This is a genomic window from Massilia sp. MS-15 (assembly GCF_020176695.1).
Taxonomy (GTDB): Bacteria; Pseudomonadota; Gammaproteobacteria; order Burkholderiales; family Burkholderiaceae_D; genus Telluria; species Telluria hydrophila.
Window position 1 is genome coordinate 94624 of the sequence record NZ_JAIWIA010000004.1, and the last position, 13298, is coordinate 107921.

Annotated in this window: 10 protein-coding genes; all 10 read right to left on the bottom strand. The window is 66.9% G+C overall.

Annotated elements, in window-relative coordinates; all coding sequences use genetic code 11:
- Window positions 1-11: 11 nt before the first annotated feature.
- Genes LCI23_RS02815 through LCI23_RS02860 form a run of 10 tightly spaced genes read right to left on the bottom strand, consistent with a single transcriptional unit; the run spans window position 12 to window position 13042 of the window.
- The gene (locus LCI23_RS02815; RefSeq protein WP_224943693.1) at window positions 12-1943 is read right to left on the bottom strand and encodes an XrtA/PEP-CTERM system amidotransferase; all 1932 of its coding nucleotides are present in this window, start codon (window positions 1941-1943) and stop codon (window positions 12-14) included.
- Complete coding sequence (locus LCI23_RS02820; RefSeq protein ID WP_224943696.1) at window positions 1931-3133, bottom strand: TIGR03088 family PEP-CTERM/XrtA system glycosyltransferase; 1203 nt, start codon at window positions 3131-3133, stop codon at window positions 1931-1933. Before LCI23_RS02820 ends, LCI23_RS02815 begins: the two co-directional genes overlap by 13 nt.
- Before the next feature lies 1 nt (window position 3134).
- Complete coding sequence (xrtA, locus tag LCI23_RS02825; protein WP_224943699.1) at window positions 3135-4703, bottom strand: exosortase A; 1569 nt, start codon at window positions 4701-4703, stop codon at window positions 3135-3137.
- Window positions 4694-5887: a TIGR03087 family PEP-CTERM/XrtA system glycosyltransferase gene (locus LCI23_RS02830; RefSeq protein WP_224943702.1), complete on the bottom strand. Its 1194-nt coding sequence runs from the start codon at window positions 5885-5887 to the stop codon at window positions 4694-4696. Before LCI23_RS02830 ends, xrtA begins: the two co-directional genes overlap by 10 nt.
- 3 nt (window positions 5888-5890) lie before the next feature.
- Window positions 5891-6988 (bottom strand): FemAB family XrtA/PEP-CTERM system-associated protein, encoded by a 1098-nt coding sequence (locus LCI23_RS02835; RefSeq protein WP_224943705.1) that lies wholly within the window; start codon window positions 6986-6988, stop codon window positions 5891-5893.
- Between the two features lie 19 nt (window positions 6989-7007).
- Window positions 7008-7892: an XrtA system polysaccharide deacetylase gene (locus LCI23_RS02840; RefSeq protein WP_224943708.1), complete on the bottom strand. Its 885-nt coding sequence runs from the start codon at window positions 7890-7892 to the stop codon at window positions 7008-7010.
- Complete coding sequence (locus LCI23_RS02845) at window positions 7889-8920, bottom strand: XrtA/PEP-CTERM system-associated ATPase (protein ID WP_224943711.1); 1032 nt, start codon at window positions 8918-8920, stop codon at window positions 7889-7891. Before LCI23_RS02845 ends, LCI23_RS02840 begins: the two co-directional genes overlap by 4 nt.
- Window positions 8921-8934: 14 nt before the next feature.
- A complete protein-coding gene (locus tag LCI23_RS02850; protein WP_224943714.1) occupies window positions 8935-10521 on the bottom strand; it encodes a TIGR03016 family PEP-CTERM system-associated outer membrane protein in 1587 nt (528 codons plus the stop codon).
- A complete protein-coding gene (locus LCI23_RS02855; RefSeq protein WP_224943719.1) occupies window positions 10502-11491 on the bottom strand; it encodes an XrtA-associated tyrosine autokinase in 990 nt (329 codons plus the stop codon). The genes LCI23_RS02850 and LCI23_RS02855 overlap by 20 nt, the downstream gene beginning before the upstream one ends.
- Window positions 11492-11509: 18 nt before the next feature.
- Window positions 11510-13042 (bottom strand): XrtA system polysaccharide chain length determinant, encoded by a 1533-nt coding sequence (locus LCI23_RS02860; protein WP_224943725.1) that lies wholly within the window; start codon window positions 13040-13042, stop codon window positions 11510-11512.
- Between the last annotated feature and the right edge of the window lie 256 nt (window positions 13043-13298).

A 13298-nucleotide genomic window follows, 5' to 3' on the forward strand; every position in this document is an offset into this window, starting at 1 on the left:
GTGGGTCTGGCTCAGGCGGCGGCCGCGATGGCGGGCGCCATGTCGCCTGCCGTGGCGCCGTTCTTGCGCAGGAAGGCGTCGAACATCAGCACCGACCACAGCGTCGTGCTGTGGTCCTTGGCCGAGGACTGGTGTTCGTCCACCATCTGCTTGAGGAAAGCGGGGTTGAAGATGCCGGTGTCGAGCAGGGCCGGGTTGAGCACCGCGCGCCGCATGGCCTCGCGCAGCGGACCGCGCAGCCAGGCCGCCAGTGGAATCGAGAAACCCTGCTTCTTGCGGTACAGGATGTCGTCCGACAGGTAGGGCCGCAGCGCCTTCTTGAAGATGTGCTTGCCCTCGCCGTTGCGCAGCTTGCTGTTCGAGGGCAGGCCCGAGACCCATTCCACGAAGCGGTGGTCGAGCAGGGGCACGCGCACTTCCAGGGCGTGCGCCATGCTGGCGCGGTCGACCTTGGTCAGGATGTCGCCCGGCAGGTAGGTTTTCATGTCGAGGTACTGGATCAGCGACAGCGGGTCGTCGGTCGGCGCGTTCCTTGCATAGCCGCGCATTACCTCGACCGCGCGGTAGCCCTGCAGCTTCTGCTTGAAGCCGTTCGAGAACAGCTGGCCGCGGATGCGGTCGTTGTTGATCGACACGCCGTGGAAGTAGCCCTCGGTGAGGTCGCGCGCCAGCGCCTCGAAGGTGGTCTTGGCGCGGAACATGCGCGGCGCCCAGTCGGCCTTCGGATAGACCGCGCCCAGCACGCCGAACACCGGCTTGCGCACCGCCAGCGGCAGCAACGAGCGCACCCGGTGTTCGCCCATCGCCATGCGGTGGCGGCGGTAGCCGGCGAAGTTCTCGTCGCCGCCGTCGCCCGACAGCGCCACCGTGACGCGCTTCCTGGCCAGCTGGCAGACGCGGTAGGTCGGAATCGCCGAGCTGTCGGCATAGGGTTCGTCGTACAGCGCGGCCAGGGTGTCGAGCAGGCCGTAGTCGTCCTTGTCCACCGTCTCGCACTGGTGCTTCGTCTTGTACTGCTCGGCCACCTGGCGCGCGTACTCCGACTCGTCGAAAGCCGGATCGTTGAAGGCGATCGAGCAGGTATTGACCGGACCCTCGGTGACGCCGGCCATCATGGCCACCACCGCGCTCGAATCGACACCGCCGGACAGGAAGGCGCCCAGCGGTACGTCCGCGATCAGGTGGCTCTGCACCGCTTCACGCAGGCGCTCGATCAGCTGCGCTTCCATGTCCTGCTCGCTCATGGCGCCGTGCGGCTTGAACGGCACGTCCCAGAACTGCTTCGGCGCCGGCAACGGCTGGCCCACGCGCAGGGTCAGGGTGTGGCCCGGCTGCAGCTTCTTCGCGCCGGTGAAGATGGTGCGCGGTTCCGGCACGTAGCCGTAGGCGAAGTATTCCTCGACCGCCAGCGGATCGATCTCGCGCTTCAGGCCTGGGAGGGTCAGGAGCGACTTCAGCTCGGAGCCGAAGGCGAACATGCCGTCGTCCAGCAGCGCGTAGTGCATCGGCTTGATGCCGATGCGGTCGCGCGCCAGGAACAATGTCTGGCGCGGGCGGTCCCAGATGGCAAACGCGAACATGCCGCGCAGGTGGCCGACACAATCCTCGCCCCATTGCTCGTAGGCGTGGACAATGGTTTCGCTGTCCGACGGGGTGCGGAACACGTGGCCCAGGCCCTGCAGTTCGGCACGCAGCTCGCGGTAGTTATAGATCTCGCCGTTGAACACCAGGGCGATGCTCTCGTCCTCGTTGAACAGGGGCTGCAGGCCGGCTTCGAGCGCGATGATCGACAGGCGGCGGTGGCCGAAGGCCAGGCCCGGCTCGAGGTGCAGGTCGCCTTCCACCGGTCCGCGGTGGAACTGGCTCTCGTTCATCCGGTGCAGTACGTCGCGATCGATGGCGCGGCCGCCCTGCATGTCAAAAATTCCTACTATTCCGCACATGGGGTGATCGCCTTATTTGGGGTACTTGGTGTTGTCTTGGTCTGGCACAGCTCGTCGTACAGGGCGACGTAGGCGGCCAGCATCGCATGCATGCTGTATTGCTGTTCGACGCGCGCGCGGCCGGCGGCACCGTGGCGGCGCGCCAGCGCAGGCTCGCGCACATAAGTGGCGATCGCGGCGGCGAGCGCCTGCGGATCGCGCGGCGGCACCAGGCTACCGCTGACGCCCTGCTCGATCAGGTCGGGGATGCCGCCGACCGCGGTGGCGGCCACCGGCAGGCCGCTGGCCATCGCCTCGAGCAGGGTGACCGGTGTGCCTTCGGCGATCGAGGACAGCGCGAACAGCGAGAAACTGCGCATCACCGGCGCCACGTCGCTGCGCGCGCCGGCGAACCAGACGCTGTCCTGCAGGCCGCTGGCGGCCACCTGGGCCGCCAGGGCCGGGCGCAGCGGGCCGTCGCCGACCAGCACCAGGCGCAGCGGCGCGTCCGGCAGCTGGCGGCGCAGGATGGCGAAGGCCTCGACCAGGGTGGCCTGGTCCTTGACGTCCTGCAGGCGTCCGACGGTGCCGATCACGAAGGCGGCCGGGTCGTCCTGCCAGGGCTCGGCCGCATCGTTCGCACCGGGCAGCCCGGGGCGGAAGCGTTCGGTGTCCACGCCATTGTCGATCAGCTGCAGCCTGGCGCGCGGAATGCGCACCACGCGCTCCAGCCAGCCGTGCAGGTCGCGCGAGACCGGCACGTAGCGGTCGATGCAGGGCGCCAGCAGGCGCCGTAGCAGGTTGTGCTTCGGATTCACGCCTTGCGGGTCGCGCGCGTCGCGGCCATGTTCGGCGTGCACGCGCACCGGCACGCCAGCCAGCCAGGCGGTGGCCGCGTACTCGATGGTGCCGAGGTTGTAGGTGTGCAGGATGCGCGGGCGCAGGCGGCGCAGCAGCCGGAACAGGTCGGCGTGGGTGCCCAGGCCCAGGCCGGCCGGCTTGTGCAGCGCGAACAGGGCGACCCCGGGACGCGTGATGCGCTGGGCGAAATCCGTGTAGTCGGTCAGGCAGATCACGGCGTGGCGGTAGCGGCCGGGCGGCATGCGGTTGATGGTATCGACCAGCAGCGTCTCCAGGCCGCCGATGTCCAGGCGGTAGATCAGGTGCGCGACCAGCGGCGGCTGCGGCACGGTGTCCGGCATGGACTTCATTTCAAGGTCCCCGCGCCGCCACCAGGGCCGCGTCCACGGCGCCGAAGTTCTGCATCACGAAGGCGCGCAGCGCGGCGCGCGCCGCGTCGCGGCCGTCGCCGGCCGGCGCCGCCAGCGCCACCAGGGCGCCGTCGTCGCCGCGGAACAGCAGCTTGCCCTGGGCCTGGCGCAGCTTGCCGGCCACGTTGCTGGCGGTGTACTGGCCGTCGACCCACATCAGCTGCCACACCAGCAGCGGGCTGCCGGGGCCGTTCAACACAGTCTCGCGCAGGGCCAGCGTGCGTCCGTTCGCCTGTTCGGTGCGCAGCGAAGAGCTGACCGCGTGCCACGGCGACTTCTCGCCGGCCAGGCGGTTGACGGAGCTGATCAGGCCTTTCTGCTTGCTCTGGTTGCGGTAGTACAGCAGCTGCAGCTGCACCGGGCGGCCGTCCGGCGCCTGGTACACGCGCATCAGGCGCGCGTCCGGCGCCATGTAGTGCACTTCCCAGTCGGCGAAGCCGCTGCCCGGGGGCCAGGCGACGCCCGGCTCGGCCAGCGCCACCGGCTGCGGATTGTGGTTGGCGCGGTCGTTGAAGGCGGCGAAGGCCGGCCAGACGGCGGCCAGGGCCACCACTGCGATCGCCATCGGGACCAGCGAAGCGGCGCGGCTGGCGCTACCTGCTTCGTGCGCCACGGGTGCGGCGGCGGCAGCGGCTTCGGCCGGCGTCTGCTCGTCCTCGCGCCAGTAGCTGCCGATCCAGAACATGATGAACATGATCAGGCCGAAGAACACCCAGCCGTAGACCAGGTGGTCGACGCCGGTGGCCAGCTCCATGCCGCTCAGGTGGCCGGTCATGACGATGCCGTAGGCGCGCAGCCAGTTGGCGACGATCGGCACCACGATCGACAGGCCGATGAACACCAGGCGGCGGCGGTTGGACCGGTAGGTGAGATAGGCGTACAGGCAGCCCAGCGTGATCGAGGAAATCAGGTAGCGGATGCCGCTGCAGGCTTCCACCACCGACCAGCTGCCGGTGGGCAGTTCGAAGCGGTTGCCGTTACGCAGCACCGGGATGCCGGAAGCCTGGACCGCCCACACGGTGAAGTCGGCCGTGTAGTTGATGAGGGGCGCAACGAAGATCTCGCCGAAGGGCACGGCGAACAGCAGGAACAGCAGCGGGAAGGTGAACTTCGAGGCCAGGCGCGGTCCGAGCAGGGTCAGGGCCGCCAGCGGGAACATCGACACGAAGGCATACTGCATCACCACCTGCACGTCGCCCATGCGGCCGGCCAGCCAGACGGCGCCGGCGCCGGCCAGCAGCACCAGGCCGGGCGCCCAGGGGCGCGCCGGCAGCTGCGCGAACCAGGCGCGCTGGCGCCAGATCAGGGCCAGGCTGATCGGCAGGATCACGTAGCCGTGGGCGAAGGTCTCGGAGCTGTTCCAGATCGCCACCATCGAGGCGGCGGTGGAGAAGTACAGCAGGAAGGGCGCCAGCAGGGCCAGTACCAGCGGCAGGTAGTTGGCACGCAGCGGCGCTGCGGGAACGTCCAGATTGGTCCGGGCCAGGCCGGGTGGCGGTGTCAGATGCATTCCAGTCGCTCCCCGATACAGGCCAGGTTGCTCGGCCAGCTATATTTGCGTTCGACCCTGGCGCGCGCGGCCAGGCCCATCTCGTTGCCGCTGCGCGCCAGCAGGGCGGCCACGGCGTCGGTGAAGCCGGCCGCGTCCTGGGCCAGCACCAGCTCGCGGCCTGGTTCGGCCTCGATGCCTTCCAGCGCCTGCGGCGACACCACCACCGGGGTGGCCATCGCCATCGCTTCCAGCACCTTGTTCTGGATCCCGCGCGCGATGCGCAGCGGCGCCACCGCGCAGCGCGCATGCGCGATGTAGGGGCGCACGTCCGGTACGGTGCCGGTGACCACGATGTTCGGCTGCTTGGCCAGTTCCAGCACCGACGGGGCCGGGCGGGCGCCGACGATGTAGAAGCGCAGTTCCGGGAAACGCTTGCGCAGCAGCGGCATCACGTCAAGCGCGAACCACTGCACCGCGTCCACGTTCGGCCAGTAGTCCATGGCGCCGGTGAACACGATGGCCTGCTCGCCTTCCTTGAACGGAGAGGGACCGGCGGCGGCCGGCGAGAAGTAATCGGTATCGACCCCGTTGCTGAAGAAGCCGATGCGGGCGTCGCTTTCCGGCGCCAGCTGGCGGAACAGGTCGGCCTCCGGGGCCGACATGAACAGCGAGGCGTCATATTCGCGCGCCACCTGGCGCTCGTAGGACAGCAGCTGGCGCGCCTCGTGGCGGTACAGCCAGCTCATGGGCCAGGATTTCTTGTCGGCGTACTGGCGCCACTTGTCCGAGTCGACGTCGCAGAAATCGACCACGCGGCGCGCGTTCGGGTACTTGTCGGCGTACTGCGCCATCGCCGAGGAGAACACCAGCACGCGCTGGATGCCGTGCGCGGCGACGGTCTGGTCGACCCAGCGCGCCAGGCCGGCATCGCGGTAGTAGTCGAGCGAGAGCGAACGGTTCCTGACCAGGGCCTTCATGCTGCGCACGCGGGCCAGCAGCGGGTTCAGGGCCGCGAAATGGCTGCTCGCGCACATCTTCTCGACGGTCGGCACATGCTGCCAGTCGTCCGCGTCGTCCACGAAGGTGGCCAGGTGCACCCGGTAGTCGCGCGCCAGGTGCTTGAGCAGGTGATAGGAGCGGATCTTGTCGCCCTTGTTGGGCGGGTAGGGGATCCGGTGGATCAGGAGCAGCAGGTCTTCCACGTCTTATCCCAGGTTGCGCACGATGTAGGGGCCGAGGAAGTTCGCCACCGGCAGCGGCAGCTTCTTCCACATCTTGATGAACAGCTGGTACTTCGGATTCAGCGGATTGTTGTCCGGCAACTGGTCGGCACCATACAGCTTGTATTCATAGGGCAGCGGCGTGGCGGTGAAGCCCCAGTTCTTCTTGAAGTCGTAGGCGCCTGTGCCCAGCTTGCTGCGGCCATAGTCGAAGATACGGCATCCGCGGGCGCTGGCTGCCTGCATCAGGTTCCAGTACATGAAGTCGTTGCCGGCCACTTCGCGCGCCAGGTCCATGCCGCCGCCGTAGTAGGGCACGACTTCGTCGCGCCAGTAGAAGGACAGCACCGAGGCCACCAGCCGGTCGTCGCTCGTGTAGATGCTGCGCACCTCGCACTCGTCGCCGAAGACCTGCTGCAGCAGGGCGAAGTATTTTTTCGGGAACACCGGGGTACCCAGGCGCAGCACGCTGTTGGCATAGGCCTCGAACATGCGGTCGACGTTGTCTTCCACGACACCCTTCAGGCCCAGCTTGATCCCCTTGCGCACCATGGCGCGCTGCTTGCGCGGGATGGCGTTCAGGTTGGCCTCGTCGTCGCCCGAAATCTCCTTGCGGAAGGTGACGTACAGTTCCTTGGTGTGCCAGCTCGGGTCGTCCGGGTGGGCGCGCTGCATGCCGCGGTATTCGAGGTGGCCCACGCCCAGCTCGCGTGCCAGCTTGTCGGCGGCTTCGTCGAGCAGGCGGCGCGCGCCGTCGTCGATGGCGGCTACCCCGCCGTACACGCAGAAGGGCATGGCGCCGAGCGAATGGCCGAACAGGCGGCTCTTGATTTGCGCCAGCGGCAGCACGCCCTGGATCTGGCCGTCCTGCTGCACGTAATAGAACCAGGTCTTGATGCCGAAGGATGCCTCGATGACCCGCTGCCAGCCCGACAGGTGGAAGAAGGTGGCGTCCGGGCAGGCCCGGACAAAGGCATCCCAGCGGGCGCGTTCCTGCGGCTGCAGCAGGTGCAGCGTCTGGGGGCCGGCGGCCGGCGCCGGTGCGGCGCGCCTGGCTTGCGAGGCTTCGATGATCGAGTTCATGGGTGCGTTCGGGTGACGGTTATTTCGGGTCCAGGAAGATGCGGTCCATGCGGTCCCACGCGAAGTCGCGCGCCAGCTGTTCCAGGCGGCCTTCCATGCGTTCGATGTTGACGTAGTGGCGGAAACGCGACTTGGCGTCCAGGCCCTCGGGGCGCGGCTGGCCGGGGTCGACTTCCCACGGGTGGAAATAGAACAGGGCGGGCTGGCGGTCCTCGCGGTTCACCTTCTGCATCATCCAGCGCGACAGGGCGTAAGGCAGCAGGCGGAAGTAGCCGCCGCCACCGGCCGGCAGGTTCCGGCCCAGCATGTTCACGGTGGTGATCGGCACTTCCAGCAGGCCGTCCGGGCCGTGCGGATAGAAGGCGAAGCGCGGTGCGTCCGGCATGCCGTAGTGGTCGTGGGCGATCGGGTAGATGCTCGAGCTGTAGCGATAGCCCGCTTCGTGCAGGGTTTCCAGCGCCCACAGGTTGGCATGGCCGATCGAGAAGCTCGGCGCGCGGTAGCCCAGCACGGCCTGGCCGCCGATGTCTTCCAGCAGCGCCTTGCTGGAGCGGATGTCGTTGTCGAATTCGGCGCGGTCCTGGTCGGAGGCGCGCAGGTGTCCGTAGCCGTGGCTGGCCAGTTCATGGCCGGCGGCCACGATCCGGCGCACCATCGCCGGATAGCGCTCGGCGATCCAGCCGAGGGTAAAGAAGGTGGCCTTCACGCCGTGGCGCTCGAAGATGGCAAGGATGCGCTCGATGTTGGCTTCGACCCGGCACTCGCGGCTGGGCCAGGAGGCGCGGTCGATGTAGGGGGCGAAAGCCGAGACCTGGAAGTAGTCCTCGACGTCGCAGGTCATGGCGTTGTGGATGCGCTGCCCCGGCGCGGGCACGGGACGCGGTGCGGGAGCGTAGAGTTTCATTCCTGGCCATCCACGTGCTGGGCCGCCGCGCCCTGGGGCGTGGCGACGATTTTCTTCAGGATCGACAGCACCGAGACGATCGACTTCTCGAGGCGCATCATGCGCTCGTCCAGCAGCTCGACACTGGCGCGCCGTTCGCCGCGGTGTTCGGCACCGCCCGCTTCGCCGTGCGCGAGGGCGGCGGCCGGATCGGGTTCCCCCATCGCCTCGGGCAGTTCGAATTCTTCCGAGATGTCGCGCACCACTTCGCCGATGTCGGCTTCGGAAAACGCATGCAGCTCTTCCAGGTAGCCCATCAGGAGCACCCGGTCCATCAGCGTGTTGGTCTTGCGCGGGATGCCGCCGCTGTAGGCATACACGGCCGCGTAGGCGCCGTCGTCGAGCGAAGGGTCGCCCTTCCAGCCAACCGTGGCCATGCGGTGCTCGATGTAGGCGCGGGTTTCCTGCGCATCCATCGGCCCCAGGTGGTAGCTGGCGATCACGCGCTGGCGCAGCTGCTGCATGCCGGGGCTGTGCAGGGTCGAGCGGAATTCCGGCTGGCCGAGCAGGAAGGTCTGCAGCAGCGAGCGGTCGTCGGTCTGGAAGTTCGACAGCATGCGCAGTTCCTCGACCGTGCGCGCGTTCAGGTTCTGGGCTTCGTCGATCACCAGGAGCGCGCGCTTGCCCTGGCGGTCGACGCCGCGCAGGAACTGCTCCAGGCGGTTCAGCAGCTCGGCCTTGCTGGCGCCCTCGAAGGGCAGGCCGAAGGCCGAGACCACCATGCGCAGCGTGTCTTCCGGATCGAGGCTGGTGTTGACGATGTGGGCGGCGACGATCTGGTCGAGCGGGATCTTGTTGAGCAGGTTGCGCACCAGCGTGGTCTTGCCGGCGCCGACTTCGCCCGTGATGACGATGAAGCCCTCGCCCTGCGACAGGCCATACTCGAGGTAGGCCATGGCGCGCTTGTGGCCCTTGGACCCGAAGAAGAAATGGGGGTCCGGGCGCAGCTGGAAGGGCTTGGCGGACAGCCCGTAATAAGATTCATACATCGCTTGCTGGCTCCTCAAAACTGGGCGGACAGGCTGGCGGAAATGGAGTTCTCCTCGTACGGCGCGGTGTTCGCGCTGAAGAAGCCGCGGGTGCCGGTCTTGCGGCGCAGGTCGAGCGTTGCGCGCACATCGCGGCCCAGCTGGCGTGCCAGTCCTACCCGTAAGTTGCGTCGGTTATTGTCGAGTTCAGTGCTGATCGAGCGGCTCTTGCTCCAGCCGGCCGAGGCCACGGCGGTGGTACGTGAGTTGAGCCGGTAGTCCAGGCTGGCGTTGACGCCATGCTGGCGGACGTTGTCGTTCAGCCGGCTGAACTGGCTGCCCAGCAGGTCGCTGTCGGTCTGCTGGCTCGACAGGGCAATGCGTTCGTTCTTGTACACCGACAGCACGGCATTACTGCGCGGCATACGGTATGCCACCGATCCCAGCAGGGTCTTCTGGCGGAAGTAGCGGTTGCTCAGGAAGTTGATGTTGTCGGTCAGGCTGGCAGGCAGGCCGTTGTCGCGGATATAGGCCTCGACCGCCTGCTGGCGCAGCAGCGGATCCTTGATCGTGCCCGAGAACAGGCGGTCCAGCATGGCGGCGGTATCGATCGCGGCCGGCAGCAGGAACTGCTGGCGCGAGGTCGTGATGCCATCGTCGTAGCTGACGTTCCAGACCGTGCGCCGGCTGCGGTGCAGCAGCGACAGGGCGCCGGTCTGCCCATAGAAGTGGCGCCCGATCGACGCGTTGAGCTGGGTGCGCTGCGAAGGCGTCCAGTCGAATCCGGCCGACCAGTTGCGTCCCCTGCTGTCCCCGCCCAGGCCATCGAAATCGTAGCTGTCGTAGCCCACGCTGGCGGTCAGGGCAAAGCGGTTGGTCAGCGCGTAGCGCAGGTTCCCGGTCGTCATCTCGGAGCGGCGTTCGCCACCGAACCTGTCCTCGAGGTCCTGGCGCATGTAGCTCAGGCCCCAGCCCAGCTTGCCGAATGCGCTGCCGCTGGCAAGGTTGGCGGTAATGCTGTCGCCGTTGCTGTTGGCGAAACCCGCGCGGGCGCCGCCCGACACGCGGTCGCGCGTATAGCGCACCATCAGCGATGCCGTCTGCCCGAAACGGTGCTGCAGATAGGGACTGACACGCCAGGTCTGGATGTTGGTGCGGTTTTCCGCCAGGTAGGGCGCATCCTCGACCAGCGGGCCGAAGGCGGAGATGTTCTGTGGCGAGCGGCTCAGGCTGGCATCGACGAACAGCATCTCCCTGACCACGGTACCGCGTCCCGACACCGCATAGTCGAAGCTGTGGTCGAGCGTACGGCGCAGGCCTTCGTCGCGGTAGTTGAAGTGGCGCCAGCGTGCGCGGCCGTCGAGGACCAGGCGCGGCCCCTGGCCGTGTATGGCCAGCGAGGGCGCCAGTTCGGTAACGAACTGCGACTGTTTCGAGGCGCCGCTTTCGAGCCAGAAATTGTCGGTATAACGGCCGGTCAAGGTAACGGACGGCACGACGCGCCAGTCGGCCTGGCATTCCGAGGCCAGCAACATCGCCGCCAGCGCGAGCGGTGCCATGCGCGGCAGGCGAGACAGGCGTACATTGCGCATGCCCACCGGTTCACCCATAGTTGTAGTCATACGTTTCTTCGATGCCCGGGATGTCCCTGGTCTTGTTATAGATGAGATTCACGTTGGTGTAGCCTTCCAGCTGGCGCAGCGCTTCGCTGACCGCGTGCTGGGTCGTCTTCTGGGCTTCCACCACCACCACGATCTGGCCCATGTGGCTGGCCAGGGCGCGCGCCTCGCTGGTCAGCAGCAGCGGCGGCGAGTCGAAGATGACGATCCGGTCCGGGTAGCGGTGGGCGATCTCGTGCACCAGGTTTGCCATGGACGAGCTGGCCAGCAGTTCGGTGGCGCGCGGCGTGCTGGTGCCGGCCGCCAGGATGCTGAGGGTGTCGACATTGGTGCGCAGCAGGACGTCGGACATGTCGAGCTTGTCGTCCACCAGCAGGTCCATCAGGCCACGCTGGGCCGGCAGGCCGAGCGTGCGCAGCACCGAGGGACGCGCCACGTCGGCGTCGACCAGCAGGACGGTGTGGTCGAGCTCCATGGCGATGCTCATCGCCAGGTTGATCGCGCAATAGGTCTTGCCTTCGCCCGGCAGCGAACTGGTCAGCATGATCAGGTTGCCCGGGTTGGCGCCTTTGGCCCTGTCCGCGAACGCGCGCTTGAGCAGCGGGCGCTTGATGATGCGGAAGTCTTCCACCAGCGCGGTGCGGCCGCCGGCTGCGGTGACCATGCCCATGTCGCGCATCTTGCCCAGGTCGAGTTCGACCTTGCGCGTGACGACACGCGCGGAAGGGGCGTCGGCTGGCGACGGCTGCGCCAGGTCCGGCGTGGGCGCAGATGCAGCCGCTGCAGCAGTTGCAGCAGTTGCAGCAGTTGCAGCAACCGCGGGTTGGACTGGTTCCGGGGCGGTGTGGGCTGGCGCCGCGCTTGCCGCGGGTGGGAGGACTTCGATGCCGGTATCGGCATCGGCCTTGGCCGGAACGACGGCCTGGGCGCGTTCCAGATCGATGCGGCGCGCCGCTTTTTCGATAATGCTCACGTCTGCTCCTTGTATTCGTTACATGCCGGCGGGACGCGCCAGGATGGCCGCGACGCCCGCACCGTAAAGGCCGAGCAGCAGCAGCACGGCGGTGCCGAGCCCAATCAGGCGGCGCTTGCGGCGGATGGTCTGTTCGCTGGTCCAGTTCATGCTGATCGAACCGAGGATCGGCAGCCCGCTCGCTTCCTGCAGCGCGGCCCGGCTGAGGAAGGTCGGACGTACCTGGCTCATCAGGAAAGCGGCGGCCAGGCCGGCGCCCAGCGCGATCACGAACACCAGCGAGAACAGGCGCAGCCGGTTCGGGCCGGAAGGCATGGTGGGCGCGGTTGGCGGGTCGATGACGCGGAAGGTCAGCATGTCGGTCACCGACGACAGGTCGCCCGACAGCTTGGCCGATTCGCGGCGCGCCAGCAGCTTCTGGTGGTTCTCGCGGTTGACTTCGTAGTCGCGGTTGAGCTGGGCCAGCTGGGCCTCGACTTCCGGCGCCTGCTCGCTGCGGGCGCGCAGTTGCTCTACCCGCATCGAATGTTCGGACACCCTGGCCTGCAGCGAAGCCACGCGCGCTTCGGCGTCGGCCAGCGCCACGTTCAGCTGCTGCAGCATGGGGCTGTAGCCGGCGCCCGGATCGGCGCTGGCCCTGGGGTTCTTGGCCTCGGTCTTGCGGCGCTCGATCAGCTGGTCGAGCAGGCGCGCATTGGCAACGATGTCCGGGTGGGCCTCGGTGTACTGGGTGCGCAGGCTGTCCAGGGTCTTGGTGACGGCGGCGATACGGGCATCGAGTTCCGGGTTGGCGACGATCGGCGCGCCGTCGCCGGGCGAAGAGCGGCCCGAGATGCGGCGGCGGATCGCATTGCGCGCCTGCTCGGCTTCGGCCAGTTCCAGGCGCGCGCTATTGAGCGACTCGGTGGCGCTCATCAGGCGCGTGGTGAAGTCGCCGCCGCCGCTCGAGGGCAGCAGGCCCGCGTTGCGGATCTTGAATTCCTTCAGGCTATTCTCGGCCGCCGCCAGCTTCTCTTCATAGTTGCGGATCTGGTCGTCGATGAACTGGACCGCCTTGTCCGAATCCTGTTTCTTGCCGCCAAAGCTGCCTTCGACGAAGATCTGCAGGAAGGCCTGGACTACGTCCTTGCCCAGCTTCGGATCGTTGGCGGTATAGCTGATGGTGTAGATGTCATCCCGCTCGGTACCGCTGAGCTTGATGCGGGACGTCACCTCGCTCACCAGTTCTTCCTGTTCCTTGGCGGTAGTGGCCTTGACGTCGAGGTCGACCATGCGCATCACCCGCTCGACGTTCGGACGGCTGAGCAGGGTCCTGCGCATGAACATCACCTGCTGGTTGACGTTTGGCACCGTGGTCATGCCCGACAGCAGTGGTTTGAGGATGGTCTGGGTATCGACGTAAACACGGGCCGATGCTTCGTACTGGTTCGGCAGCTTGAGCACGACCGCCCAGCCGACGATGGCCACGACCCAGGTAATGACGACCGCATGCCAGCGGTATTTTCCAATTGCCTTTAAGAAGGTAAGGAGTGCGGCTGTGATTTCTGCCATGTCTTGAATCTCGCCTTAACAACTTGCGCTAGCGCAAGCCCATCGATCAATTAAACAAACTGCATGATCGCTTGTTGACTAAGCAATTGCAATTGCGGGTGGAAAAATGTACAGGCGACGCCACGAAATAAGCGGGGCCTGCAACACAAAATCCTTAACAACAACAATTTTGCTACAAAAATTGCTTCAAAACGAAGAATTTAGTTACAATATTGCAACAAACGGAAGCTTGTTGCATAGCATTAGTTCAACATGC

Excerpts from the sequence above, each read along its gene's own strand:
- LCI23_RS02815 (WP_224943693.1), bottom strand. The coding sequence starts at position 1,943 with ATGTGCGGAATAGTAGGAATTTTTGACATGCAGGGCGGCCGCGCCATC.
- LCI23_RS02820 (WP_224943696.1), bottom strand. The coding sequence starts at position 3,133 with ATGAAGTCCATGCCGGACACCGTGCCGCAGCCGCCGCTGGTCGCGCAC.
- xrtA (WP_224943699.1), bottom strand. The coding sequence starts at position 4,703 with ATGCATCTGACACCGCCACCCGGCCTGGCCCGGACCAATCTGGACGTT.
- LCI23_RS02835 (WP_224943705.1), bottom strand. The coding sequence starts at position 6,988 with ATGAACTCGATCATCGAAGCCTCGCAAGCCAGGCGCGCCGCACCGGCG.
- LCI23_RS02840 (WP_224943708.1), bottom strand. The coding sequence starts at position 7,892 with ATGAAACTCTACGCTCCCGCACCGCGTCCCGTGCCCGCGCCGGGGCAG.
- LCI23_RS02845 (WP_224943711.1), bottom strand. The coding sequence starts at position 8,920 with ATGTATGAATCTTATTACGGGCTGTCCGCCAAGCCCTTCCAGCTGCGC.
- LCI23_RS02850 (WP_224943714.1), bottom strand. The coding sequence starts at position 10,521 with ATGACTACAACTATGGGTGAACCGGTGGGCATGCGCAATGTACGCCTG.
- LCI23_RS02860 (WP_224943725.1), bottom strand. The coding sequence starts at position 13,042 with ATGGCAGAAATCACAGCCGCACTCCTTACCTTCTTAAAGGCAATTGGA.